The sequence below is a fragment of the Rhodococcus sp. IEGM 1406 genome (assembly GCF_030056745.1).
GTDB lineage: Bacteria > Actinomycetota > Actinomycetes > Mycobacteriales > Mycobacteriaceae > Rhodococcus_F > Rhodococcus_F erythropolis.
This window is the reverse complement of the sequence record NZ_JASHKO010000002.1, coordinates 1228544-1252237: the sequence shown is the minus strand read 5'-3', so window position 1 is coordinate 1252237 and position 23694 is coordinate 1228544. Positions and strand designations below refer to the sequence as shown.

Below are 23694 nucleotides of genomic sequence, written 5' to 3'. Positions count from 1 at the left end.
AGTGAAGGCGCACCATGGACCGATGACGGAACCACTGGCGCTCGCGTCGAGACGTGGGCGTTGGGTTGTCGCCGCCACCGTTCTCGGCTCGAGCATGGCTCTCCTCGACGGCACCGTCGTCAACATTGCTCTGCCGCACATCGGCGAGGACTTGAATTCCGGTGTCGCCGGGCTGCAGTGGACTCTCAGCGGATACACCTTGGCATTGGCGTCGCTGATACTGCTCGGCGGAGCCCTCGGCGATCGTTGGGGTCGGCGGCGGGTATTCGTGTGGGGGACGGTCTGGTTCGCGGTCGCGTCGTTGCTGTGCGGAATTGCACCTGACATCACATTTCTGGTGATTGCGCGGATCCTGCAGGGAGTGGGAGCTGCGCTCTTGACGCCTGGCAGCCTTGCCATCATTTCCGCGTCACTTCGCGAGGAGGACCGCGGTGCGGCGATCGGCTTGTGGTCGGGCTTGGGTGGTGTCGCCGGCGCTATCGGTCCGCTGTTCGGTGGTTGGCTGGTGGAAGTGGCGGGATGGCGATCGGTGTTCCTGCTCAACATTCCGTTGGCGATCGTCGTGGTGTGGGCAGCGGTGCGCCACGTGCCCGAGAGCCGCGATCCGCATCCGCCCGAGCACCTGGACGTGGTCGGATCTGCCTGCGCAGTAGTCGGTCTCGGGGCGCTGACGTACGGGCTGATCGAAGTCAACCCGATAGTCGGGCTGGTCGGGGTGCTCGCGCTGTGCCTGTTCGTTGTGGTGGAACGTCGATCGCCGAGTGCGTTGGTGCCGCCGTCCCTGTTTCGTTCGCGGATGTTCGTCGCGGCCAATCTGGTGACTCTCGCGGTCTATGCGGCTCTTGGCGGTGTGTTCTTCCTGCTCGTGCTGCAATTGCAGTTGGTCGCGGGGTACTCACCGGTGGCTGCCGGCGTCGCAACGGTACCGATCACCTTGGCATTGTTGCTGTTGTCTTCGCGCGCGGGCAGTTACGCGCAGACGCACGGACCGCGATTGCCGATGACGGTCGGGCCCGCCGTGGCCGCGGTGGGGTTGGTGTTGATGACGCGGATCGGCCCGGATGCGTCGTACCTGACCGTCGTGCTGCCGGGAGTTCTGGTCTTCGGGCTCGGCCTGGCGGTGATGGTGGCGCCGTTGACCGCCGCGGTGCTCGGCTCGGTGCCGGTGGAGCAGTCCGGGATCGCGTCCGGAGTGAACAATGCCGTTGCTCGCACGAGCCAGCTTCTTGCGGTTGCGGCCTTGCCTGCCCTGGTGGGTATCGATGCCGAGAGCCTGGTCGATCCGTCGAGTTTCTCCGACGGTTTCCGGTATGCGATGTACATCTGTGTGGCGCTGCTGTTGATCGGTGCGGCGATCGCCGCGACGCTGATTCGTACTCCGGCAGTCGAGCCTGTTCAGGAAGCGGATTCGGTTGCGTGCAAGCCGCATTGTGATCTGACGGGACCTGCAGTGCAACCGAATCCGATGAGGGACTAGACGCTGATGTCGCGATCTCGGCTGGGCACCAAGGGGATTGCCGCGGCTGGAAATGCCGCGACTATCGCGAAAGCGAGCGGGTAGCCGACCGCGCCGATCAGCGCACCGACCACCGGGCCCACTGCTGACGCGGCAATGAACTGGCCGGTGTTCTGTGCGCCCAACGCTTTTCCTTGCCATTTCGGCCCGGCCGCTTCGGCGACGGATGTGAACGCCAAACCGTTGTCGGCGACGCTGACGGTGGTTGCCAGCAGCAGGATCAGGGCCGGAACGCCCCAAGGCGCTGCGCCGGCTGCTGCCATTGCCAACATGACCGCGGATGCGGAGACGGCAACCAACCTCAGCGGGCCTACTCTGCTTCCGGCGCGATCACTCCAGATGCCGACGACGATGCGACCGAGCGCACCCACGAACTGGGAGATCCCGATCAGGAGTCCAGCGGGCGCCGCGTCCCAGCCTTGCTCGCTGATCAGCCAGACCATACCGAACGTCGAGAGGGTGAACTGCGGAAACACCAACAGTGCCGAGACGACGTGAATGCGCCAGAGGAACCAGTTCGAGCGATAAGGGTTGATCGTCTCGACCGGGATATCTGTGGACCGCGCCGCCGGGCGCGGGGGATTGACCAATGCGACGGCACAGATCAGGGCGAGGACGCCGTTGAGCGCCACCGACAGTCCGACGGCCGAACCGATTCCTACGTTCGCGGCGAGAGTCGGGATGGTCAACGACGCAATGGTCACGCCCAGTGGCTGTGACATCTGCCTGATGCCCATCGCAAGGCCGCGCCGATCCTTGGGAAACCAGCCGACCACAACACGCCCACTGGCGGCGTTGGTGCTCGCCGCAGCCATTCCACCCAGTAGAAATGCGATCCCGAGGAGGGCGTAGTTGTCGGTGGTGGTCGCGGCGAGCGCGGCGATCGCCGTCAGCGCGAGCCCGATGGAGATGACCCATTTCTCACCGAATCTGTCGGCCATCGCTCCCCACGCCACCAAGGTGAGAACCATGCCGAAAGTGGGTGCAGCGGCCAGGGTTCCGGCTTGTGTCAACGAGAGACCGTGCTCGGAATGCAGCAGGGGGATCAAAAAGGCGGGGGTGCTGACGAAGACGGTGCCTGCGGCCTGGGCTGCGACGCCGATTCCGAGCATCGTCCACGCCTTCGGGGAGACGGCCGTCTTTTCCAACCGCGACGCCTGCGTCATGGTGCCCTCCGATTTCTACGCTGTTCGACGATGCCGACGCTACTCGCGTAGTTTCACATGTTGAAACCAGAATCCCATTATTTGGTCAAACTTGGGCGGCCCAGGGTGCGAAGTGCCCACCCCTTTTCGAGCGAACGGTACGACGATCGCCTTGGGTGCGCCGAAAGGTACGTTCGCTCGGGAAGGGGTCAGCGATGGGGCAGGCGAACCGTGAAGATCGTGCGCCCGTCCACCTGGTCGACGCTGATGGTGCCGCCGTGCAAGTGCACGTTTTCGACGGCGAGGGAGAGCCCGAGTCCGCTGCCTTCGCTGCGTCCGCGCGCGGTGTCGACCTTGTAGAACCGCCGAAAAATCGCCTGCCGGTCTTCGGGTGAGATGCCGGGGCCGTGGTCGACGACGGTGATGACGGAGAAACCGGGTTCTGCGCTCAACTCGACGCGAACCGGAGGCGCTCCGTGGCGCAGTGCGTTGCCGACGAGGTTGGCGACGACTATGTCGATTCGACGCGAATCCACTCTGGTGCTGACGTTTTCGGGTGCACGGAGTTCGACGGTTTCTGTCCAACCTCGGCTCTCGAGTGTGCGCTCGGTCAATTCGACGAGGTCGACGTCGTCGAGGACGAGACGCGCCTGTTGTGAGTCGTGGCGCGACATTTCGATCAGATCTTCGACAAGTCGAGTGAGCTTGCCGATCTCACTGCTCACGATGCGCGCTGCAGCGGCGGCGTCCGGCGGAAGATTGGGGATCTCTTCGCGGAGGATTTCGCTGACCGGAACCAATGCCGCCAGCGGCGTTCGAAGCTCGTGGGAGACGTCGGCGACAAATCTTCTCGACTGCTCTTCCGATTCTTCCAGACCTCGGATGACCGCTTCGTTGCGAGCGACCATGTTGTTGAAAGTTGTTGTGACCTGGGCAAGTTCGGCTACTCCGTCTTCGGGGAGCCGGACGCTCAGGTCGCCGTCGGCGGCGCGGGCGGCGGCCTCGTCCAGGCGTTTGAGCGGACGGACCAGCGTCGACGCGATCCAGAGTCCGAGCAGACCGCTCACCAGCACACCCGCCGCGAGGGTGAGACCGACAGCTCGAAGCAGGTCGTCGAACTTGTCCTGCACCCCTACCAGCGGCCGGATGGTGACGGCTTTGACCAGTGTCTCGTTGTCGTAGCCGTCGTCTGCAGTCATGTCCACGACATTGACCGACATTCCCAACATGATGCGCTGGGAGTCGAGTCTCTCGAAGCGGATCAGTTTGGGACTGTCCAAACCCTCTTCGAAGCTGGGTGGGATCGTTGCCGCATCCACTGATCCTTGACGGATGACTTCGCCGTCGACGATCAGAGTCATGTCGGACTGGAAGATCTGGTCGAGGGTGTCAGGTGTCAACCCGTCTACCGGCGGTCCGTTGCTGTACTGCAGTTCGTCGCGAAATTGTGCCGTTGCCACGTCCTGAGCGTTGGAATAGATCCATGACCGCGCCATGAACGAGACGACGCCTGCGGTTGCCCCGGCGATGATCACGACGATTGCGATGAACACGAGCACGAGCCTGGTCCGAAGACCGTCGACCCGAAGCCAGGTCGGTCTCATCGGGCCGGGCTGGTGTTGAAGCGATACCCGAACCCGCGCACCGTTTCGATCACGGTCGGTGCGGCTGGGTCGTCCTCGATCTTTCCGCGCAGTCGCTGCACTGCTGCATCGACGATTCGTGAGTCGCCCAGGTATTCCTGGTCCCAGGCTGCGGACAACAACTGCCTGCGGCTGAGAACCTGTCCGGGGTTTTCGGTCAGCGCCAGTATCAGTCGGAGTTCGGTCGGAGTCAGGGTCAGCAGCGTCCCGGCTTTGCGTACCTGCAATGACGACCGATCCAATTCCAGGTCGCCGAACTTCTCTGCGCCCGGCGCCACATCTGAACGCGTCGTTGCGGGCGCCGAGCGCCGCACGACGGCTTTGATCCGAGCATCGAGGACACGCGGACTGGCCGGTTTGACGACGTAGTCGTCGGCACCGGCCTCGAGGCCCGCAACAGTGTCGATGTCGTCGGATCTGGCGGTCAAGATGATGATCGGGATCGAACTGCGCGTACGGATGCGTCGACAGATCTCGTAACCGTCGGCTCCCGGCAGTCCGAGGTCGAGTAGGACGAGGTCGGTGGAGCCGAGGACGTCGTCGAAATCGCCGTTACCGTCGGGGCGATGGCTGACGTTGTGCCCGAGTCGGTTCAGTCCCAACGTGATTGCCTCGGCTACCGCTGGATCGTCTTCTATGAAAAGAATGCTCACCATGCGCTCACCTTGGACTCGCCATGATCAGGGGCCTTCTGCGGTCGGAGGAATCTCGGTCAGCCAAGGGTACAGGGGTCACACTTTCGAGAGCCGTTCGTTGCCTGAGTCCGCCAGTACTGCGTGCCGTGCGACGCTGGTGTTCAACGGAAATGCCGACACGGCGAGGGTGTAGCAGCCGACGAGCAGTAGCGCACCGATCACGTCACTCGGCCGGTGCCATTGCAACACGACTACCGAGATCGCGGTCCCGATGGTGATCAGCGCGCCGTTGACTGCAACGACTGCCCGCCACCTCGAGGGTGTGACGAGCACGATCGCGCAGACCAGAGCAGCGATGGCCGTCAGCGTGCCGCTGGGGAAGGAATTGTGCATCACCAGGCCGTTCAGGTCCGGTCGATCCAACGATTGTTTGAGAACCCAGGCCGTCGTGATGGGACCGAGGGTCACGACGACGACGCGTAGGGCCAGCGCAATCGGGTTGTTGCGCAATGTGATCATGAGTGCCACGAGCACTCCTCCCACTATCAGTATCGGAGTGACGAGGCCGATGAACTCGGTGGAGAACACACTGAGTCCTTCGGAAGTGGCCGCGCCCACCATGAGTTGTTGGTCGACGATCTGACCACCAGTCGTGTTGACTGCCAGTTCGAATTCGACGACTCCGAGGATCAGGAGTGCCAGTGCGGCAATCAGTCTCGCGGGTTTGACTTGAGTCATGATCAGCCTTCCGCTCTCTCGTCCGAAGGGTTGCTCAGTTGGGGCGGGCATTCCCCGCCGGGAGTGGTTGCCAATTCGAAATGCCACATCTCGTTGGCATAGGTCTGACAGAGGCCGTAATCATTGCCGTGCTGGATGAGCCAGTCGTCGGCATCGGTCGGTCCGATGTCGACGGCTTGTCCGCTGACATGCTTCGACAGACTCGGGGAGTGCACCCATTTGGACGCTTCGTTCATGCTGCCGTACTTGACGACGGCTTCGTCGAACAGTCGCTGTTGGTATGCGGCGGACCGCCAACCCGAGGTGACGTGCATGTTCACTCCGGAGGCCTGTGCGTCGGCCGCTGCCGACTGCAGCGCCGCGAGAAGGGCGGAATCGAGACGGGCCAGTGCAGGTACATGGGTATCCTGCACGCTGATGCCGTCCTCGATCTCGCCGCCTGCGGGTCCTGAATCAGGCTGAGTGGCAAGGTAATTACCACTCTTGGGCTTTGCTTCTTCTGTGTACGAGCATGCGCTGAGCGTGAGCGCACCGAGTACGACTGCACCGAGTGCGGCGAGGCGGATTATTCCGCGGTGGCTGGGCATACAACAGAGACTGCTCGGTCAGTGTCACCGTCAGGTGGTCGCCGTTCGTCGACGGTGTCACGGTCTGAAACAGCTCTGTAACAGGACGGAACGGGGCTGGTGAGCGCGCTTTACACGGGGCGCGGGATCGATGCGAAAGTCGACAGTTCGAACCACGAAGGCAAGCTACGACGCAACGCCGTAGGCCCCGAAATGGTGACGTCACCTGACCGTATGGCGTCCGACCAGGTCAGGTTACCGCGCCAGATCTCGGTCATCGGTCGCAAGCCCGCAGAGACCGACACCGCAACGTCGAAACCCGGATCGATATCGCACATGTCCACCTCCCCGGAATTGATGACGAGCCACCAGTTTCGCGAATGTTCACGCACTCCGGAGAAAACGAAGTGCACCACGGTCTTTCCGTCGGGAACCACGGAGTGATCCACGCGTCGATGCATGTCCCACAGCAGCAGTTTCGGATCCAGGTCTTCATCGCCCAGCTCGCCGATCCACCTGGTACCCCAGATTCCGAGAGCTTCGACCACAGGGCGCAGTTCTCGGCCCGCGTCGGTCAATCGGTAACTGACGACGCAGTCGGTTTCTTCTCGCTCCACGATGCCTGCGATCGCGAGTTGGTGCAGCCGCGTGGAGAGCAGAGTCGGTGACATTCGCGGAAGTCCGCGTCGGAGATCGTTGAAATGGTCGCTTCCCATCATCAGTTCGCGCAGGAGAAGCAGCGTCCACCGCTCGTCGAGTAGCTCCATCGCCTTGGCGACGGGGCAGAACTGGTGGTACGAGGACCCCATCACTCGATCGTAGGCCTCTGGAGTGCTCCGGTACAGATTTCGTACTGGAGCGGAGTGAACCGTCGTCGTAGCGTCGAAGTAACGGCATGAATGTTGTCGGGCTCCGAGGTTGTTGGGCTCCGAGTACCAAAAATATTGAAGGAGAACGGTAATGAGTGAATCGACGGAAACGCTCGGGCTGGATCGTGAGCTGAAGGCCAAGCATCGGGCCATGTGGGGTCTCGGTAACTATCCGGCGGTGGCCACGCAGGTCATTGCGGAACTCGGGCCGGTACTGGTCGGCGAGTGCGGTGTGCAGAAGGGTGACCGCGTGCTGGACGTCGCGGCGGGGTCCGGCAATGCCGCCATTCCGGCGGCCGCGCTGGGTGCGCAGGTGATTGCCACTGACCTGGCTCCCGAATTGTTCGTAGCGGGTAAGGAGGCCGCTTCCCTCGCCGGAGTCGAATTGGACTGGCAGGAGGCCGATGCCGAGGCTCTTCCTTTCAGTGACAACGAGTTCGACGTGGTGCTTTCGTGCGTCGGTGTGATGTTCGCACCGCATCATCAGCGCGCCGCGGACGAACTTGTGCGAGTGTGCCGACCCGGCGGAAAGATCGGAGTGCTGAGTTGGACTCCGACGGGATTCATCGGCGAGATGTTCAAAACGATGAAGCCGTACGCACCGCCGCCGCCTCCTGGTTCGCAGCCGGCGCCTTTGTGGGGCGATGAGAACCATGTTCGTGATCTGCTCGGCGATGTGGCCACGAGGAAAGACGTACTTCGTGTGGACACATTCAGCGGGCCGGAAGAGTTCCGTGATTTTTTCAAGAAGAATTACGGGCCGACCATCGCGGTGTACCGGAACATCGCCGGCGATCCTGACCGAACGCAGGCGCTGGACCGTGATCTGCTCGAATTGGCGGAAAGGTACGGCAGCGGAAGCGAACCGTTCACGATGGAGTGGGAGTACCTGCTGGTCACCGTGACGCCCGGTGGGGGAGGTGCGTGATGACGACGGTCGAGTTCGCGCCACTGAAATCGGCGATCACAGGTTCTGTGTTCGGCCCCCGAGATCCGGAGTACGACGACGCCAGATCGATCTGGAACGGGCAGATCGATCATCGTCCGGCGGTGATCGCCAGGTGCCGGTCGGCGTCGGATGTGGCTGTGGCACTTGCATTTGCCAGAGCCCATTCGTTGGAGGTTTCGGTCAGAGGTGGCGGGCATTCCTACCGAGGCACATCGGTGTGTGAAGGCGGCGTGATGATCGATCTCAGTGCGATCAACGTAGTCAGCGTCGCCCCGTCAGCGAAGCGAGCCAGGGTCGGTGGTGGTGCGACGATCGCCGACCTCGACAAGGCGACGCAGGAACACGGGTTGGCGGTGACCGGCGGAGTGATCAGTGATACCGGCGTCGGTGGCCTGACACTCGGTGGTGGCATGGGGTGGTTGACCCGCACGCTCGGCCTGGCGATCGACAATCTGGTGTCGGCAGAGGTGGTGCTCGCCGACGGTTCGATCGTTCGAGCCTCCGAGAACGATCACAGCGACTTGTTCTGGGCACTGCGCGGTGGCGGCGGAAATTTCGGAGTGGTCACCGAGTTCGAGTACCGTCTGAGCGAGATCGGTCCGGAAGTGCATCTGGGACTGTTCTTCTGGGGGATGGAGGACGGACCCGCAGCGCTTCGTCTGTGCCGCGAGGTAGTGCCTGCCCTGCCGAGAAATGCGGGTGCGATGGTTGCCGTCAGTTTGTCCGCGCCGCCGGCGCCGTTTGTCCCGGATCAATTTCACCTACTGCCCGGATACGCGTTGCTGGTAGCCGGTTTCGGATCGGAAGTAGAACACTCGAACGCGATTGCGCCGATTCGAGAGGGCTTGCCGACGCTTTTCGAGTTCGTCACTCCGATCCCGTACGTCGGCTTGCAGTCGATGCTCGACGAATCGGAACCGTGGGGTGCGTACGCCTATGAGAAGGCTTTGGACCTGGTGGATTTCTCCGACGACGTGATCGATGTTCTGACCGAACAAGCGGGCAAGAAATCGTCGCCGATGTCCTTCATGCCGATCTTTCCGCTGCAGGGAGCTTTCACTTCCGTCGGCGAGGACGACACAGCGTTCGGTGGTTCTCGCACACCGCATTACGTGTGCAATATGACGGCGACGGCCACCGATGCCGGGACGCTGGAATTGGATCGATCGTGGGTGCGTGAGACCTGGGAAGCCTTGCGTCCGTTCTCGTCCAACCAAGGCGGGTACGTCAACTTCATGACCGACGTCGACGAGGACCGAGTGCGAGCTTCCTACGGCGCGGGGAAGTACGCGCGGTTGTCCGCAGTCAAGGCGAAGTACGACCCGGACAACGTGTTTCACCTCAATGCAAATATTCTGCCTGCGTGAAGCTTGTGCTCAGACCGTGAACACCAGTCAGGCCGTGAACACCAGGATGACGACGATCAGTGCGGCCAAGACAATGACGGCGACCATGCCGGTCATGGCGAGGGGAGCCCACGCGACTACCTTGTCGCGGGTGCTGGCATCGGTGGGTCCGGTCGGTATCCGCGGCGGCCAGGAGAACATGTCCATCGGACTGGGAACGTTTCGCAGTGGCGTGTTCTGTTGCACTGCAGGAAGTCCGGTGACCGTGGAGCCGGTCAGGCGATTGCGGCGGTGTGGGTCGGCGAGTTGTGTGGTGCGGTGAGCCCAGGCCGGCACGGCGCCCTCGGACGAGTAGACGGGAGCGTCGATCAACTGATCGATCGTGCCGCCGCCGGTCGCGGCTGCGGCGAGCGCGTCGCGTGCCTGAGCCATCGTCGGCCGACGGGTCGGGTCCGGCTCGAGGAGCTGAAGGAGAACATCGGTGAGCGGTCCAGACTTGGTGGGTCGGTAGATCTCGGCCTTGGCGACACGATGCAGTAGGGCGATGGCGTCCGAGTCGATGCCGAAGGGCGGTTGGCCCTCGATCACCGTGTAGAGCGTCGACCCGAGTGAGAAGACGTCGCTGGCCTCGGTGGGGTCGTCGCCGCGGGCAACTTCGGGTGCGAAGTACGCGGGAGTGCCGGTGATGACCTCGTCCTGGGTGTCGGACACGTCGCTCTTTGCGCGGGCGATGCCGAAGTCGCTGATCTTGACGGTGCCGAGGGACTTGCCTCGGTCGGCGATCAGGATGTTGCCGGGTTTGATGTCGCGGTGGACGATGCCGGCGGCGTGCGCTTCGGTGAGTGCCGCAGCGATCTGCGCGCCGATCTGCGCGACTTCGAGTGGTGGCAACGTGTCCGCCAGGTTCATGGCCTGGGCGAGGCTGCGAGCCGGGAAGTACTCCATGACCAGCCAGGGTTCGCCGGACTCGATCGCGACGTCGTACATGGCGATGGAGTGGGGATGGGTGAGCTTTGCGGCGTTCCTGCCCTCGCGCAATGTACGTTCGCGGACCTCTTCGGCCGTTTCGGTGTCGAGGCCTTCCATACTTGTGACCTGTTTCACCGCGACGTCGCGGCTGAGGAGGGTGTCGCGGGCCAGCCAGACGGCGCCCATCCCTCCGTCGCCGATCTTGGAGCGGAGTCGGTACCGCCCCGCCAGCAGGTATTCGGGCCCGATGCCCCTCCCGGTCTGCTCTTGAGCTGTCACATCTCAAGGTTAATGGATTGATGCCACTGTGACGCTCGAGGCTCCTGTGAACTGGGTTTTTGGCTCTGCTTGACGTGTCGGGGGTGACACGGTTTACTGAAAACAGTTCGAAAATATGTTCGAAATTGCTGTTCGTTGGATGCATGTCAGACCCGACTTCCCCGCGGTTTGCCGGCTGGTTATGGATTGCTGCCGAGTGAGTTTTTCCGGTGTTCCGGAGGATGGGGATGACCGAGGTGACCGAGTTGGTAGAGCTGTCGGCAGATGCGGCGGGGTTGTCCCGTCAGGATCGGCTGGCACAGCTCCGCCGACAGATCGCGTCCATTCCCTCGCGAGGCGATACGTCGTTTTCGGGACCGAGTGTTTCCGGGCCCGGTGTTTCTGTGGCCGGTGTTCCTGTGGCTGGTGTTTCCGGGACAAGTGCAGCGGCCTCCGAGAGTGTTGCCGACCGGGACAGGCCGGTCGTGGACCGTGCGCACAAAGCCGGTGTCCTCCCGGTGCCGGAGGGTATCGCCGCATTGTTACCGCAGGGCGGTTTGGTGCGGGGAACCGTGGTGTCCGTCGAGGGTGCAGCGTCCTTGCTTTTGGGATTGGTCGCGTCGGTGACGGCGTCCGGAGGGCATGTTGCAGTCATCGGGCAGCCTCGACTGGGATTGCTGGCGGCGTACGAGATGGGTGCGCAACTGGAACGTCTGGCACTCATTCCGGCGCCTGGGCCGGATCCGGTCGAGATCGCCGCCGTGCTGCTCGACGGTATGGATCTGGTGATTCTGGGATTGGCGGGTGCGTCGGTATCCCCGTCGCGTGCTCGGGCGGTGGTCGCACGTGCTCGGAGCAAGGGCTCGACTCTTGTTGTCACCGAAGGTCACTGGGACGGAGCCGAGGTTCGGTTGGACGCTCGGGTTCATGGCTATGGTGGGTTCGGTCAGGGTCGGGAGTTGGGGCGTGGACGGCTCAGTTCCCTGAGCCTCGCGGTTCGTGCTCGGGGGCGCTCGTTCCAGCCCCGGACCACGCGTCTGGACATCTGCAGTGCAGCCGGGCGGGTCGAGTGGGTACCTTCTCGGCCGGTCGAGGATGTGTCGTCGCAGGTGGTGTCGGAGCAGGTGGTGTCACTGTGAGCAGAGTTCTGGCGTTGTGGTGCCCGGACTGGCCGGCGGTGGCAGCGGCAGCGCTTGCCGATCTTCCGGCCACACATCCCGTCGCGGTCACCTCGGGTAATCGGGTGATCGCATGTTCGGCGACGGCTCGTGCGGAGGGAGTGCGACGAGGCCTGCGCCGACGCGAGTCGCAGGCTCGCTGCCCGGAACTGTATGTGGCGATGGCAGATCCGGAACGCGATGCAAGATTGTTCGAGCCGGTGGCCGCGGCCATCGACGCGGTGGCACCGGGCGTCGAGGTACTCCGTCCTGGTTTGTTGGTGCTCAGCGCGCGTGGTGTCAGTCGGTACTTCGGTTCTGAGGAAGCTGCGGCGGAACGATTGGTGGATCAGGCATCTGCTGCGGGTGTCGAGAGTCAGGTGGGGGTGGCAGATCAGCTGTCCACGGCGGTCATTGCCGCGCGCCGGGCAGCGCTGGTGCCGCCGGGGGAGGGGGCACAGTTTCTGGCGCCGCTACCCATGCCGGAGTTGGCTGCCGAGCCCAGCCTGTCTGCACCGCATCGCGGGGAGTTGGTGGATCTGCTGCGCAGGCTCGGGATCAGAACCATCGGTGCTTTTGCGGATCTGCCGGCAGTGGACGTCGCTTCGCGTTTCGGTGCCGATGCGGTGCTCGCGCATCGTGCGGCGCGCGGTGAACCCGAACGGCCACCGTCGGCGCGGACACTTCCGCCGGACCTGGAGGTGGAGCAGCATTACGATCCGTCGATCGAGCGGGTGGATGCCGCAGCGTTTGCCGGGCGCGCCTTGGCGAGTCTCCTGCACGACAAGTTGTCTGCTGCCGCGGTGGCGTGCACCCGTCTGTCGATTTCGGCCAGTACGGGTAACGGTGAAAATCTTTCTCGGACTTGGCGTTGCGCCGAACCTCTGACGCCGGAGGGGACGGCCGATCGAGTGCGATGGCAACTGGATGGCTGGCTCACCGGGCGCAGTGAGACCCGGCCAACCGCAGGCATAGCCGTGTTGCGTCTGGAACCGGTGGAGGTGGTCAGTGCCGGCGCTTTGCAGTTGGGGCTGTGGGGCGGTGTCGGCGACGAGGAGGAGCGAGCCAGGCGAGCATTGGTGCGCGTGCAGGGGCTTCTGGGTGGCGAATCGGTTCAGGTCGGTGTCCTGAGCGGAGGTCGAGGGCCCTTGGAGCGAATTACCTTGTTGCCCTTGGGTGACGAGCGGGTAGCTACCCATGATCCGACAGCCCCGTGGCCGGGCCGTCTGCCACAACCGTCTCCGGGGTCGATCTTCGTCGACAATCCCAAGGTGTGGCTGGGGGATGTGGCCGGTAACGCCGTGTACGTCACTGAGCGCGGTGTCTTCAGTTCGCAGCCGGGAAGGCTGAAGTGGGGGAGCAAGGAATGGGCAGTGCAGGGGTGGGCCGGGCCCTGGCCGGTTGACGAGCGATGGTGGGACGCTGCCTCGGCACGCACGGCGGCGCGGGCTCAGGTTCTGTTGGAGGAATCGCGTGCGCTGCTGATGATCTGTGAAGGCGGTGGGTGGTCGGTGGAGGGTGTGTACGAATGAGCTCGCAGGTATAGCCAGCTGTACCCGCCTGGTCGAGTCGACTGTACGAACAGTAGGGGCGTTGGCACCATCGTCATGCCGTCGCTCGGCTCCTAGCGTTGATGACATTCAAAAAGTAACCGTTGCAATGATTCTCACCGTTGCAACTCTTTACGAGGAGTGTCATGGCAACGGCGGGTCGACCTGAAGTTTCCGGAACCGATCGACTTCACTACGAGCAGACGGAGCTGCACGACGCACAACTTCTGGCGTACGACGAGTCTGGCGAAGGCCGGATCGTGGAGGTGTTCGGCGATGTCGCCACAGCCGAGCACATCGTCATCTTCGTGCCGGGCAACGACAACGGATTGGGAAACTACTTCGACGAGAACCGTCCGACAGGACCACGAGCGAGCGGATGGACACTGGGAAGAATGCTCCGAACGCTCGGACCGAACGATCACGTCGCGGTGATCGTGTGGGTCGGTTATCGGACGCCGTGGGGATTTCTCGAGTCGTTCTCGCGGACACTCGCAGAACGCGGTGCGATCGATCTGGCGCGATTGACACGCATCCTGCCGCATTCGGCGCATGTGACGCTCGTCGGACACAGCTACGGGGCCGTGGTGTGCGGACTCGCCCTCCCGTCGGCGCGAGTAGACGATTGTGTGGTGCTCGGTAGCCCGGGGATGGGGACCAGTTCTCGCGAAGACCTGTGCTTTGCCGGAAATCTCTGGGCCGCGCTGGGGCCGTCGGACTGGATTCGGTATTTCCCACGCGTGAAGATCGGTCGCCTCGGGCACGGCCCGTCTCCAGTTCGGGCGCAGCACGGAGCTGTTGTTTTCGACACCGGTGCCATTCGAGGGCATTGTGGATACTTCGCCGATGCAAGCGAGTCGCTGCGCAACATCGCGAGGATCGGGCTCGGTCGCTACGACGAGGTCACGCGGCCAGGGCAGTTGCCGCCTCGGCTGACAGCTTCAGCAATCCACGAGGACAGGTCTATCCTGGGAACTCGTGAGTGTCGCTAACGTACGAAGTGCCGGCGGGGTCCAGATCAGCTACCGCGATTCCGGCTCGCATCCCAGTGTTGCCGATCTGCCTCCGGTAGTCCTCGTGCACGGGATGGGTGGCGACAGCGGTACCTGGGACAAGTTCGCGCGGACCTTGCGATCACGCAACCGGCGAGTTGTCTCGGTCGATCTTCGCGGCCACGGCCGGAGCGCTCGGGCGTCGTCGTATCTGTTCGACGAGTTCGCCGACGACGTCATGGATGTGTGTGATCATCTCGAACTCGATCAGGTGGATCTCGTCGGCCATTCGCTCGGCGGGCACGCGGCGTCGTTGATCGCGCAGAAACGACCCACCGTGGTGCGGAAGTTGGTCATCGAGGAAGCGCCGTTGCCGCTACGCGCAGGTGACGCAGAACAGGTATTCGCGAGGAAATTGCCGAGTGTGCCAGAACTGTGGCATGCAACAACAAGTCTGGTGCGGCATCCGCGAGCTGCGCTGACGTTCGATCGCTCGATGACGCGGTCCGCGCTCGAGCAGTTCCGCCGACCGGATCCGCAGTGGTGGGATCGGTTGCCGCTCATCGAGGCTGACATGTTGTTCCTGCGTGGAGGTCTGGGCGGGATGGTGGATCCCGATCGCCTCGACGCTGTTGCCGCCACCGTCGCGCGCTGCGAATTGGTCTCGTTCCGTACCGGCCACAGTGTCCATCGCGACGGCCATCGCCAATTCGAATCCGTTGTGTTGCCGTTCATTTCCTGAAAGCGCAATACTCGATCAGTTCCGGCAGGAACCCATCCGCTACGCGTGCGGCACCGAATGTACTTCCATGCATACCAACGGCAACGACTGGTCCGCACACGAATACGTCGACGCGGTAGCACGATCCGTTCACGGTGAGACCGTCCGATGGCCGCAGGGACCGAGTATGGATGCGGTGATCGTTCTGCCAGTTCATGCCCGAAACCATCCGGGGAAGAATGCGGTTCTGCTCTGGAATCACGACTTCGGTTGGTCGTGGGGTGTCGAGGAGGCTGACGTGCGAAGGACGATTTCGATTGTCGACCCTCTCGGTATCGGCCGGACACCGGATCCGCTGCGCTGCGCGGATCGAGTCATCGAACTGATCAGCGCCGAGGCAGTTTGCTCGCGCATGTGTAGCGAACACTGATTCGGTCAACTCTGGGGCCACAACGCCTCCGAGAGGACGACGCCCGTGAACCCAGAGAACGTTCCTGCCTCGCACTGTCATTCATTGCCGCGCCGGACGTTCCTCGGTGGCGTCGGTGCTCTTGTCCTCGCCGGAGTGGCAGACGTGGCAACCGGCGCGGCGAGCGCGGCGCCGGCGAAAGCATCGCCCGCCGATCGGTTTCCGCAGAAACCCAACATCGTTGTCATCATCACCGATCAGGAGCGCCGGCCGATGTATTGGCCGCAGGGCTGGGCTGATCAGAATCTGCCCAACCGCAAGAGGATTGCCGATCACGGGCTGACGTTCGACCAGGCAGTGTGCAATACCGCGATGTGCTCGCCCAGTCGTAGTACGTTCTTCACCGGCCTCTTTCCCGCGCAGCACGGGGTCACCAGAACCCTCACCGAAGGCGGCACTGTCTCACCCACCGAGCCACAGTTACAAGTCTCCGAGCAGAACATGGCAAAGCTGCTGGCGTCGGCCGGCTACAACGTTCAGTACCGGGGGAAGTGGCATCTGAGCAAAGGCGTCGAGGGTGGTGATCCGACAAGTGACGATGTAGCGGGATTCGGCTTCGAAGGGTGGATTCCCCCCGACGCGGGTCAGGACACCAATCCGGACCACTTCGGTGGCGGGTGCGCCGACCATGATCGCCGTGTTGCCGAGGAGGCAGTCGATTTCCTCTCCGGATCTGCGGTCGCATCCGGGCAGCCTTGGGCGCTCATCGTCTCGTTCGTGAACCCACACGACGTCCTCGCGTACCCCCAGACCTGGAATGCGATGAACGGAACGTGCGACAACTATGGATCGGACGCGCCAGGCGCCTTCGAGCAGGGGATCGACTTGCCGCCCACTTTCGACGAGATCCTGGCACTCAATCACAAACCGACAGCGCAGGTTCAGTCGGAATTGCTACTCGCAGCCGGGCTCGGGCCGCTGCTCGGGCCTGATCAGGCACGCAACTACATCAACTTCTACGCCTACATGCACAAGGTGGTCGACGAACACATCGGCAGCGTGCTCGACGCGATCGAAGCCACCCCGCAGATGCTCGACGACACCGTGATCGTACGGATGTCCGATCACGGAGAGATGGGGATGAGCCACGGAGGTTTGCGGCAGAAGGTGTTCAACGCCTACGAGGAAACGCTGCGCGTTCCACTGGTCATCAGCAACCCCTTGCTGTTTCCCGAACCCGTTCGCACAGACGCCTTGGCGTCGTTGATCGACGTGATGCCCACTCTCGCCACTCTCGCCCAAGCGCCAGCGCGTGAATCGTGGAACTTCTCGGGTACCGATCTGACACCGGTCATCGTCGACGCTGCCGCCTACCCCCACGGTCCCAGCGCGCAGGTTCAGGACACGATTCTGTTCACCTACGACGATCAGAATTGTGCGACGCCCGACGGTCAGAACATCGTCACCCAGCCCAATCACATCCGCTGCATCCGGGAGAACCGATGGAAGTACACGATGTACTTCGATCCTGCGGGAGTTGCTGCGCCGCAATACGAACTCTACGACTTACAAGCCGACCCCTTGGAACTGAACAATCTCGCCAATCCGCTCAATATCGGCTCGTATCGGCCGGATCTGGCGGCTCAGATGAACGCCAAGCTCTTCGCAGTGATGGAGACCAAGGGCGTTTCTCTGAAGGAATAGATCGAATTTCGCCAAAACTGATTCACGTTTCAGTTCTGCGGGCATGCTGATGGGGCATCTGTCTTCGGTTCGGGAAGAAGGAATGTCATGACTGTCACCTCGCCGGGGCGAGAAGGTTTCAGTACTCTTCGGTCGGGAGGGTTGAACTGGGATTCGTTCCCACTCCGATTGTTCACCAAGGGAAATGCCAAATTCTGGAACCCAACCGACCTCGATTTTTCCCAGGACGCTCGTGACTGGCAGGAGCTGACCAGCGAGCAGCAGCGCAGCGCCACCTTCCTGTGCGCGCAGTTCATTGCCGGTGAAGAAGCCGTCACCGAAGACATTCAACCGTTCATGAAAGCGATGTCGACCGAGGGGCGATTCGGCGACGAGATGTACTTGACGCAGTTCTGTTTCGAGGAAGCCAAGCACACCCAGGTCTTTCGGCTGTGGATGGACGAAGTGGGATTGACCAGCGATCTGCATTCCTACGTCGCTGACAATCCGTACTACCGGCAACTGTTCTACGAGGAGTTGCCTTCGTCGCTACGCATTCTCGAGACGGATCCGAGTCCGGTCAACCAGGTGCGTGCCAGCGTCACGTACAACCACGTCATCGAGGGCAGTCTGGCGTTGACGGGCTACTACGCCTGGCAGAAAGTCTGTGCGACGCGCGGAATCCTGCCTGGCATGCAGCAATTGGTGCGAAAGATCGGTGACGACGAGCGACGGCACATGGCTTGGGGGACGTTCACCTGCCGAAGGCACGTAGCTGCCGACGATCACAACTGGGACGTCGTCCAGCAGCGGATGGGTGAACTCATGCCCATGGCACTCGGAATGATCAACTGGGTCAACGATCAATTCGAGGTGCAGCCGTTCGGTTTGGACAATCAGGAGTTCCTCGAGTACGCCGCAGACCGTGCGCAGCGCCGACTTTCGGCGATCGAGTCCGCGCGCGGGCGCGACGTCGCCGAGATCGACCTCGACTATTCGCCGGAGACCCTCGAGGAAAAGTTCGGGGCGGAAGATGCCGCTGCGATGAGTGAGGCGGCCAAATGACAGCGAATTCTACTGGGGCCAAGCCGAGTTCTGGATGACCTCGACAAAATCGATGTGCCGAAATCCCGGCACAAAATGTTCGAGTACGTCAGCGTTGACCGTCCCGAATGTACTTTCGGGACGGTGCTTGAAGCCTTCGGTGAAAGCCTTCAAGATCTGATTCTTGAAATCCGGGCGCGGGTGAGCCGCGGTGACGGCGTCAATGTCGGCCTGGTCGAGTTCGCTGTATCCGATTCCGAGTACATCGGTCTCCACACCCGCTGTCACCAAGGCGATTTCGGGTTCCAATCGGGAGGGGATCTCGGGCGTCGTGTGCAGAGCGATGCCTTCCCACACTGTGCGGATGTCGGTTTCGTCGACTCCGTAGCCGGTGAGGAATCGCCGCGCTTCGTCGGCGCTGTCCAATTCGAAACGTGACGTACTGTCCCGGAATTTCTCGGTGAGCCCCAGGTCGTGGAACATGGCGCCGACGTAGAGCAATTCGGGGTCGGCCTGCAGACCCAGACGCGCTCCTTGAAGCGATCCGAAGAGGAAGACACGTCGCGAGTGGTGAAACAGTAACTCGGACGCCGTATCTCGTACCAGCTCGGTGGCGTCGGCAGCCATCTTCGAATCGGGGATTTTCACACCGGCAATGATCGTGGTCATCGGTACCTGCTTGCTCGTCGTTGCTGCGAATTTCTCGGTCTATCCCAGTGTCGGTCGAGCACGCCCGCGGGCGCACCCTGATCTCGGCCATACTGTCCACAGATCAGGACGAAGGAGAGCGCATCGTGACCGCAGTGCATCGAGTTGCCGTCCTGGTGTTCGACGGCGTCAAACTGCTCGACGTCGCAGGTCCGAGTGAGGTGTTCGCGGAAGCCAATCGCGGCGGGGCGAACTACGAGTTGGTGATCTGCTCGGTAGGTGGACACGATGTCGACTCCTCGACCGGGATGCGCATTCCGGTCGACCGTGACGTTGTAGATTCCGGTTCTTTCGACACGTTGCTGGTCATGGGTGGAGACGTGTTCCCGTCGACGCCGGTGAGTCCGGAACTGCGCGAGGCAGCAAGCGATCTGGCGGGGCGTTCGGGCCGGGTCGCCTCAATCTGTACCGGGACATTCATTCTTGCGGCGAGTGGATTGCTCGACGGACGCCGCGCAACGACACATTGGCAACACACGGCAACGCTGGCGCGCGCCTATCCACAGATCACGGTGGTTCCTGACGCCATCTTCATTCAGGATGGCGCGGTGTTCTCGTCTGCGGGTGTGACCGCGGGCATCGACCTCGCGCTCGCATTGCTCGAGCGTGATCATGGTGCAGAAATGGCTCGACGCGTCGCACAACTTCTGGTGGTATTTCTCCAGCGTCCAGGCGGACAGTCACAGTTTTCGCCCTCGCTCAGTGGGCCGCGGCCTCGGGTCCCTGCGCTCCGAGAAGTGGTCGACGCCGTCGCGGCCGATCCGGCGGGGGAGTATTCGGTCGAGCAACTGGCTGCCCTGGCGCACCTGAGCCCGCGTCATCTGACGAGGCTCTTTCGCGAAGAATTAGGGACGACGCCGGCCAAATACGTCGAGTTGATCCGTTTCGACGCTGCGAAGGCGCTCCTCGATGCCGGCCACGCGGTGACCGAAGCCGCGCAGTTGGCGGGATTCGGCAGTTCGGAATCCCTACGACGAGCATTTTCGACTCATCTCGGAATCTCGCCCCAGGTGTACCGTCGTCGGTTTCAAGCGTTCGGCTAGGACTGACTTTCGTGCTTGCCTTGTGGCGGGCTCATGCCCTGCTTGTCGAGCCAGGCAAGGCTGTAATCGGCGATCTCACGCCAACCGTGGTCGATGGTCAGCGAGTGACCTCGGTCGCCGAATACCTTGTATTCGTTGATCGTCGGGGCCTTGGCGTACTTCTTGAACGAGCTGTCCGAACTGGCCTTCGGTACTGTGCGATCCTTACCGCCGCCGATCATCAGGAGGGGGCCGCGGCGGGCGTTGAAATCCACTGCAGCGGGGCTGTGGGGCGCGAAGTTGGCGAGTGCTGCCTCGAACAACGGCCGTCCGGGGGCGGGAATTGCATACTGCTCGAACAGGGCGTCGGACTCGTCCTGGGACACGGCGCTGGCGAAGGACTTGTGGAACGATTTTCTGTTGTGTGAGTAGGCCTTCCGGTAGTTGCCAGGGTTGGACAGGACAGGGAACACGCTTCCAAGCTGAACGAGAGGAAGTTTCAACACACCTTTGGGCTGAGCGGGGTCGATGGCAATTGCCGCGGTCGCCAACTTCTGGCCCAGCAGTTTCTGCGCGATCAAACCTCCGAACGAATGCCCGACCACGATCGGTGGTTCGTCGAGATCAGCGATCACCTTGGCGTAGTGGTCCGTCACGTCGTCGATGCCGTGTCCCGCGATGTCCTCCGGGTGTTCGCGCGTCTCACCCACCGTGGACGCATCCCCTGGCCATCCGGGTGCCATCGTGGAGTACCCCTGCGCGTTGAAAACCTGCGCCCAGGGATCCCACGTGGTCGGGTGCATCCAGAGTCCGTGGATGAACAGAACAGTCGGGTTGGACTTGGGCGACATGCGCGCTCCCCGCTATCGGACCGATGATCGATACGGGATGCCCGCTTTTTACAACCTCACGCATATTTTGTGGAGCTTTTCCGTCGGGTCATCCCGTTCTGTTGTTCGAAGATGGCACGATCGTGGCATGGCACCAACCGGCTCCGCGAAGGCGATGGCACTGTGGACCACCGCTTTTGTTGTCTCACAAGCAAACATTGCGCGTTTACTCGGGCCGGTGGCTCCTAAGGTATTGGAAGTGCAGACGGCGTTTTCCGCTCGTCGGTACCTCGAGATCTTGGACTCCATGGATGCGGAGGCCACGGCGCGATTTCGTAGTCACTACTACCCGGACTTCGTACATCCCGCGATCTACGCGATGGCTTTGCGGTCCGCAGGCAAGCGGCTCGGAGAGCGGGTTCCCCTTTCGGCCGCAACTCGGCGTGCGCTTGCCGTAGCGCCGGTGCTGTCGGCGGCGGGCGATTATGTCGAGAACGTGGTCGGCCTCCATTTCCTCGATCATCGCGACAGCATCACCGACTCGAGGGTTCGCGCCGCCTCGACGGTCAGTATTGCCAAATGGGTACTCGCACTCGGAACTTTCGGATATTTGTCGCAGGGTTTTGTCAGAGTATGGGTATCGCGAAAATGAGGAGCACTGATGGCAGTCGAACTCGGTACCGAATACTTCGCTGACGGAGACGAGTTCCGTCGATGGCTGTGCGAGAACCACGAGGCGGTCCCCGGGCTTTGGCTGAGAATGGCCAAGAAGACCTCGTCACACAGTTCGATCGACTACGACCAAGCGTTGGACGTTGCCCTGTGCTTCGGCTGGATCGACAGCCTCTCCCGGCGAATCGACGACGATTTTTTCGTGCAGAAGTTTTCGCGTCGCACTGCGCGGAGTCCGTGGTCCAAACGCAACGTCGAGATAGTCGCCCGCCTTGACGCTGCGGGACTTCTCGAGCCATCCGGCATCGCTGAGATAGAGAAGGCCAAGGCCGACGGTCGCTGGGATCGCGCGTACGAGGGAGCAGCCAAGGCCGAGGTCCCGACGGACTTTCTCGATGCGCTTGCGGAAAACCCGCAGGCTCGCGAGTTCTACGCGACGCTCAATTCCACGAATCGATTCACCATCGCGTACCGACTGCAGGAGGCAAAGCGTCCGGAGACACGCGCCAGGCGGATCGAGAAGTTCGTGAACCAACTCGCGGAGGGCAAGAAGTTCTACTGAGCTGACTGGGATGGCTGATCGACTTTCAACGTGGCTGACACAATAGGGCTCGTGATCGAAGCCGAGACCTGTTCCGCGCTGTCTGCTGTTGACGAACCGTTGGCAGGCAGCGCTGCCGTCGTGCGGGGTTGGGTATGCCTCGAATTCAATGCCGCTTGGGGTCGTGACGTGCTGGACGGTACGGCCTTGGGGGAGGAGCTTGCCGCCGAGCTGAGTCGGCGAGCTGATGCTGCCGACGTACGAATCATGTTCATTCGGCGACCAGGCCGCACCGATCCGCTGACTGATGGGCACACGGTCTTGCTCGCGCGCTCCGATCCGAGCGACTCGTGGTGCGAACGGTTGCGCATCGATTCACCGGCTGATCTGCTCGACATCGATTTCGCGCTACTCGACGGCCCTCCACCAGGATTGGGCGACTCGGTGGACGAGCCAGTCGTCTTGGTTTGTGCGCACGGTAAGCGTGACCAATGCTGCGCTGTGTTCGGCAGGCCGATTGCCGCAGCGCTGATGTCGTCCTTCGGACCCCAGGTGTGGGAGTGTTCGCATACTGGCGGGCACCGATTTGCGCCGTCGATGATCCTGCTGCCGAGCGGCAATACGTACGGCCGTCTGTCCGCTGGTGAGAGTGTCACGGCCGTGGAGGTGGCTTCCCGAGATCAGGTCCATTTGCCAGGCCTGCGTGGACGGAGTTGCTGGTTTCCTGCGGGGCAGGCTTCGGAAGTTGCCGTACGACAACAAATCAGCTGCGGAATCGACGATTTGGCTGTCATCGAGCAGGCCAGTGACGGGACATGCGTCGTCGCACATGTGGACGGACGGCGGTGGATGGTCGAGACGGCGGTCTCCGAACTCGCGCCGCGTCCACCGAGTTGCGGCGCGGCACCCAAACCGGTCAGGCCAGTTGTCGTCACGTCGATTCGAGAACTGTGATTCCCTCGTCGGTTCCATACGATCAGTCTCGATGAATGCGATCACATGGGCCGGCAGGTGGCGCGGAGGATACGGACTCCATCAGATCCACAGTCTGCTGGCGTGACAAGCGGATTCGGGACTTAGGCAGCGGCGGTTTGGGGGAATAGCGGCACCGTTGCAGGTGCGAAGTAGCATCGCAGCTATGACTGTCGATCTGGTTGCACCTGACGAGGCCTTGTGGGCGTCTTGGTTGGAGTCGCGTGACGAGTGGGGCGGACCGCAGGTGGACCAGCCCGGTTCGGCATTGGGAGTTGCGCAACGTCTAGATCTCGATCTTGCCTCCCGGGATGGATTCGGGCAGTGGGTGCAGGAGTTGTTGGCGCAGCCAGAGGCAGTGCCGGGGCCCGACATTGTCCCGGCAACCAACTGGTGGATCGTTCGAGACGGCAGGTATCTCGGCGCTATCCAGTTGCGGCACAGCTTGAATGAGTTCTTGGCCGATGTCGGTGGTCACATCGGCTATGGGGTCAGGCCGTCGGAACGCCGGAAAGGTTTAGCGTCGGCTGCTCTGCGGGAGGTGCTCACGTATGCAGGCGACCCGGTGGGGCTCAGTCGCGTCCTGATTACCTGCGACGAAACGAACGCGGGTTCACGTAAGGCAATCGAAGGGTGTGGTGGTCTACTCGACAGCGTGCGCCCAGCTGATCAGTTGTCGCGCAACCTCGGTCATACGGGGGATACGCTTCGCTACTGGGCAGTCACGGGCCGGTCAAGCGTCAGTTGACCGATGTCTGA

Annotated in this window: 24 protein-coding genes; 15 read left to right on the top strand and 9 right to left on the bottom strand. The window is 62.4% G+C overall.

Features of this window, described 5'->3' with window-relative positions; translation table 11 throughout:
* Window positions 1-22 precede the first annotated feature (22 nt).
* On the top strand, window positions 23-1477 hold the full coding sequence (locus QM596_RS15240; protein ID WP_029254936.1) for an MFS transporter: 1455 nt from the start codon (window positions 23-25) through the stop codon (window positions 1475-1477).
* On the opposite strand, the gene QM596_RS15235 is transcribed toward QM596_RS15240, so the two are convergent.
* The 6 genes from QM596_RS15235 to QM596_RS15210 all read right to left on the bottom strand — a co-directional run bounded on the left by QM596_RS15235 (window position 1474) and on the right by QM596_RS15210 (window position 7052).
* Window positions 1474-2682: an MFS transporter gene (locus QM596_RS15235; RefSeq protein ID WP_133728673.1), complete on the bottom strand. Its 1209-nt coding sequence runs from the start codon at window positions 2680-2682 to the stop codon at window positions 1474-1476. The two genes, QM596_RS15240 and QM596_RS15235, sit on opposite strands and share 4 nt — an antisense overlap.
* 188 nt (window positions 2683-2870) lie before the next feature.
* A complete protein-coding gene (locus tag QM596_RS15230; RefSeq protein ID WP_021343597.1) occupies window positions 2871-4265 on the bottom strand; it encodes a sensor histidine kinase in 1395 nt (464 codons plus the stop codon).
* Window positions 4262-4960, bottom strand: a complete 699-nt coding sequence (locus QM596_RS15225; RefSeq protein WP_020906944.1) for a response regulator transcription factor — start codon at window positions 4958-4960, stop codon at window positions 4262-4264. Before QM596_RS15225 ends, QM596_RS15230 begins: the two co-directional genes overlap by 4 nt.
* Window positions 4961-5035: 75 nt before the next feature.
* Window positions 5036-5677 (bottom strand): phosphatase PAP2 family protein, encoded by a 642-nt coding sequence (locus QM596_RS15220; RefSeq protein WP_283309269.1) that lies wholly within the window; start codon window positions 5675-5677, stop codon window positions 5036-5038.
* A gap of 2 nt (window positions 5678-5679) precedes the next feature.
* Complete coding sequence (locus QM596_RS15215) at window positions 5680-6264, bottom strand: M15 family metallopeptidase (RefSeq protein ID WP_019747603.1); 585 nt, start codon at window positions 6262-6264, stop codon at window positions 5680-5682.
* Window positions 6265-6374: 110 nt separating this feature from the next.
* Window positions 6375-7052, bottom strand: coding sequence for a winged helix-turn-helix transcriptional regulator (locus QM596_RS15210; RefSeq protein WP_029254940.1), 678 nt, complete (start codon window positions 7050-7052; stop codon window positions 6375-6377).
* A gap of 151 nt (window positions 7053-7203) precedes the next feature.
* Between QM596_RS15210 and QM596_RS15205 the strand changes: the two genes are divergently transcribed.
* Both QM596_RS15205 and QM596_RS15200 read left to right on the top strand, forming a co-directional pair.
* Complete coding sequence (locus QM596_RS15205; RefSeq protein ID WP_021343600.1) at window positions 7204-8040, top strand: class I SAM-dependent methyltransferase; 837 nt, start codon at window positions 7204-7206, stop codon at window positions 8038-8040.
* The gene (locus QM596_RS15200) at window positions 8040-9428 is read left to right on the top strand and encodes an FAD-binding oxidoreductase (RefSeq protein WP_019747606.1); all 1389 of its coding nucleotides are present in this window, start codon (window positions 8040-8042) and stop codon (window positions 9426-9428) included. The genes QM596_RS15205 and QM596_RS15200 overlap by 1 nt, the downstream gene beginning before the upstream one ends.
* A gap of 27 nt (window positions 9429-9455) precedes the next feature.
* Here QM596_RS15200 and QM596_RS15195 read toward each other — a convergent pair whose 3' ends face one another.
* The gene (locus QM596_RS15195; RefSeq protein ID WP_133728674.1) at window positions 9456-10655 is read right to left on the bottom strand and encodes a serine/threonine-protein kinase; all 1200 of its coding nucleotides are present in this window, start codon (window positions 10653-10655) and stop codon (window positions 9456-9458) included.
* Window positions 10656-10882: 227 nt separating this feature from the next.
* On the opposite strand from QM596_RS15195, the gene imuA' reads away from it, so the two are divergent.
* The 7 genes from imuA' to QM596_RS15160 all read left to right on the top strand — a co-directional run bounded on the left by imuA' (window position 10883) and on the right by QM596_RS15160 (window position 18211).
* Window positions 10883-11773, top strand: a complete 891-nt coding sequence (imuA', locus tag QM596_RS15190) for a DnaE2-dependent mutagenesis accessory factor ImuA' (RefSeq protein WP_020969082.1) — start codon at window positions 10883-10885, stop codon at window positions 11771-11773.
* Window positions 11770-13323 carry a DNA polymerase Y family protein gene (locus QM596_RS15185; RefSeq protein ID WP_019747609.1) on the top strand — a complete coding sequence of 518 codons (1554 nt, stop codon included), beginning with the start codon at window positions 11770-11772 and terminating at the stop codon, window positions 13321-13323. The genes imuA' and QM596_RS15185 overlap by 4 nt, the downstream gene beginning before the upstream one ends.
* A 164-nt stretch (window positions 13324-13487) precedes the next feature.
* Entirely contained in the window at window positions 13488-14333 is an 846-nt protein-coding gene (locus QM596_RS15180) for an alpha/beta hydrolase (protein ID WP_070386830.1), read from the top strand.
* The gene (locus QM596_RS15175; protein WP_019747611.1) at window positions 14320-15075 is read left to right on the top strand and encodes an alpha/beta fold hydrolase; all 756 of its coding nucleotides are present in this window, start codon (window positions 14320-14322) and stop codon (window positions 15073-15075) included. The genes QM596_RS15180 and QM596_RS15175 overlap by 14 nt, the downstream gene beginning before the upstream one ends.
* 67 nt (window positions 15076-15142) lie before the next feature.
* Window positions 15143-15484 carry a DUF6292 family protein gene (locus QM596_RS15170; RefSeq protein WP_020906953.1) on the top strand — a complete coding sequence of 114 codons (342 nt, stop codon included), beginning with the start codon at window positions 15143-15145 and terminating at the stop codon, window positions 15482-15484.
* A 45-nt stretch (window positions 15485-15529) separates the two neighbouring features.
* On the top strand, window positions 15530-17167 hold the full coding sequence (locus QM596_RS15165; RefSeq protein WP_070386831.1) for a sulfatase family protein: 1638 nt from the start codon (window positions 15530-15532) through the stop codon (window positions 17165-17167).
* A gap of 87 nt (window positions 17168-17254) precedes the next feature.
* The gene (locus QM596_RS15160; RefSeq protein WP_019747614.1) at window positions 17255-18211 is read left to right on the top strand and encodes a R2-like ligand-binding oxidase; all 957 of its coding nucleotides are present in this window, start codon (window positions 17255-17257) and stop codon (window positions 18209-18211) included.
* Between the two features lie 9 nt (window positions 18212-18220).
* On the opposite strand, the gene QM596_RS15155 is transcribed toward QM596_RS15160, so the two are convergent.
* Window positions 18221-18859, bottom strand: a complete 639-nt coding sequence (locus QM596_RS15155; protein WP_020969087.1) for an HD domain-containing protein — start codon at window positions 18857-18859, stop codon at window positions 18221-18223.
* Window positions 18860-18984: 125 nt separating this feature from the next.
* Between QM596_RS15155 and QM596_RS15150 the strand changes: the two genes are divergently transcribed.
* Window positions 18985-19941 (top strand): GlxA family transcriptional regulator, encoded by a 957-nt coding sequence (locus QM596_RS15150; RefSeq protein WP_283309268.1) that lies wholly within the window; start codon window positions 18985-18987, stop codon window positions 19939-19941.
* On the opposite strand, the gene QM596_RS15145 is transcribed toward QM596_RS15150, so the two are convergent.
* Window positions 19938-20771 (bottom strand): alpha/beta hydrolase, encoded by an 834-nt coding sequence (locus QM596_RS15145; RefSeq protein WP_019747617.1) that lies wholly within the window; start codon window positions 20769-20771, stop codon window positions 19938-19940. The two genes, QM596_RS15150 and QM596_RS15145, sit on opposite strands and share 4 nt — an antisense overlap.
* Before the next feature lie 127 nt (window positions 20772-20898).
* Between QM596_RS15145 and QM596_RS15140 the strand changes: the two genes are divergently transcribed.
* From QM596_RS15140 to QM596_RS15125, 4 genes are all read left to right on the top strand, one after another.
* A complete protein-coding gene (locus QM596_RS15140; protein WP_019747618.1) occupies window positions 20899-21402 on the top strand; it encodes a hypothetical protein in 504 nt (167 codons plus the stop codon).
* A 9-nt stretch (window positions 21403-21411) separates the two neighbouring features.
* Window positions 21412-21984: a YdeI/OmpD-associated family protein gene (locus QM596_RS15135; RefSeq protein ID WP_019747619.1), complete on the top strand. Its 573-nt coding sequence runs from the start codon at window positions 21412-21414 to the stop codon at window positions 21982-21984.
* 30 nt (window positions 21985-22014) lie between these two features.
* Window positions 22015-22917, top strand: coding sequence for a ferredoxin family protein (locus QM596_RS15130; protein WP_411742475.1), 903 nt, complete (start codon window positions 22015-22017; stop codon window positions 22915-22917).
* Between the two features lie 184 nt (window positions 22918-23101).
* Window positions 23102-23683 (top strand): GNAT family N-acetyltransferase, encoded by a 582-nt coding sequence (locus QM596_RS15125; protein ID WP_021332472.1) that lies wholly within the window; start codon window positions 23102-23104, stop codon window positions 23681-23683.
* Window positions 23684-23694 lie beyond the last annotated feature (11 nt).

Coding starts and splice junctions, on each gene's coding strand:
- QM596_RS15230 (WP_021343597.1), bottom strand. CDS start 4,265: ATGAGACCGACCTGGCTTCGGGTCGACGGTCTTCGGACCAGGCTCGTG.
- QM596_RS15240 (WP_029254936.1), top strand. CDS start 23: ATGACGGAACCACTGGCGCTCGCGTCGAGACGTGGGCGTTGGGTTGTC.
- QM596_RS15135 (WP_019747619.1), top strand. CDS start 21,412: ATGGCAGTCGAACTCGGTACCGAATACTTCGCTGACGGAGACGAGTTC.
- QM596_RS15200 (WP_019747606.1), top strand. CDS start 8,040: ATGACGACGGTCGAGTTCGCGCCACTGAAATCGGCGATCACAGGTTCT.
- QM596_RS15235 (WP_133728673.1), bottom strand. CDS start 2,682: ATGACGCAGGCGTCGCGGTTGGAAAAGACGGCCGTCTCCCCGAAGGCG.
- imuA' (WP_020969082.1), top strand. CDS start 10,883: ATGACCGAGGTGACCGAGTTGGTAGAGCTGTCGGCAGATGCGGCGGGG.
- QM596_RS15225 (WP_020906944.1), bottom strand. CDS start 4,960: ATGGTGAGCATTCTTTTCATAGAAGACGATCCAGCGGTAGCCGAGGCA.
- QM596_RS15180 (WP_070386830.1), top strand. CDS start 13,488: ATGGCAACGGCGGGTCGACCTGAAGTTTCCGGAACCGATCGACTTCAC.
- QM596_RS15210 (WP_029254940.1), bottom strand. CDS start 7,052: ATGGGGTCCTCGTACCACCAGTTCTGCCCCGTCGCCAAGGCGATGGAG.
- QM596_RS15140 (WP_019747618.1), top strand. CDS start 20,899: ATGGCACCAACCGGCTCCGCGAAGGCGATGGCACTGTGGACCACCGCT.
- QM596_RS15205 (WP_021343600.1), top strand. CDS start 7,204: ATGAGTGAATCGACGGAAACGCTCGGGCTGGATCGTGAGCTGAAGGCC.
- QM596_RS15170 (WP_020906953.1), top strand. CDS start 15,143: ATGCATACCAACGGCAACGACTGGTCCGCACACGAATACGTCGACGCG.
- QM596_RS15145 (WP_019747617.1), bottom strand. CDS start 20,771: ATGTCGCCCAAGTCCAACCCGACTGTTCTGTTCATCCACGGACTCTGG.
- QM596_RS15220 (WP_283309269.1), bottom strand. CDS start 5,677: ATGACTCAAGTCAAACCCGCGAGACTGATTGCCGCACTGGCACTCCTG.
- QM596_RS15125 (WP_021332472.1), top strand. CDS start 23,102: ATGACTGTCGATCTGGTTGCACCTGACGAGGCCTTGTGGGCGTCTTGG.
- QM596_RS15155 (WP_020969087.1), bottom strand. CDS start 18,859: ATGACCACGATCATTGCCGGTGTGAAAATCCCCGATTCGAAGATGGCT.
- QM596_RS15215 (WP_019747603.1), bottom strand. CDS start 6,264: ATGCCCAGCCACCGCGGAATAATCCGCCTCGCCGCACTCGGTGCAGTC.
- QM596_RS15160 (WP_019747614.1), top strand. CDS start 17,255: ATGACTGTCACCTCGCCGGGGCGAGAAGGTTTCAGTACTCTTCGGTCG.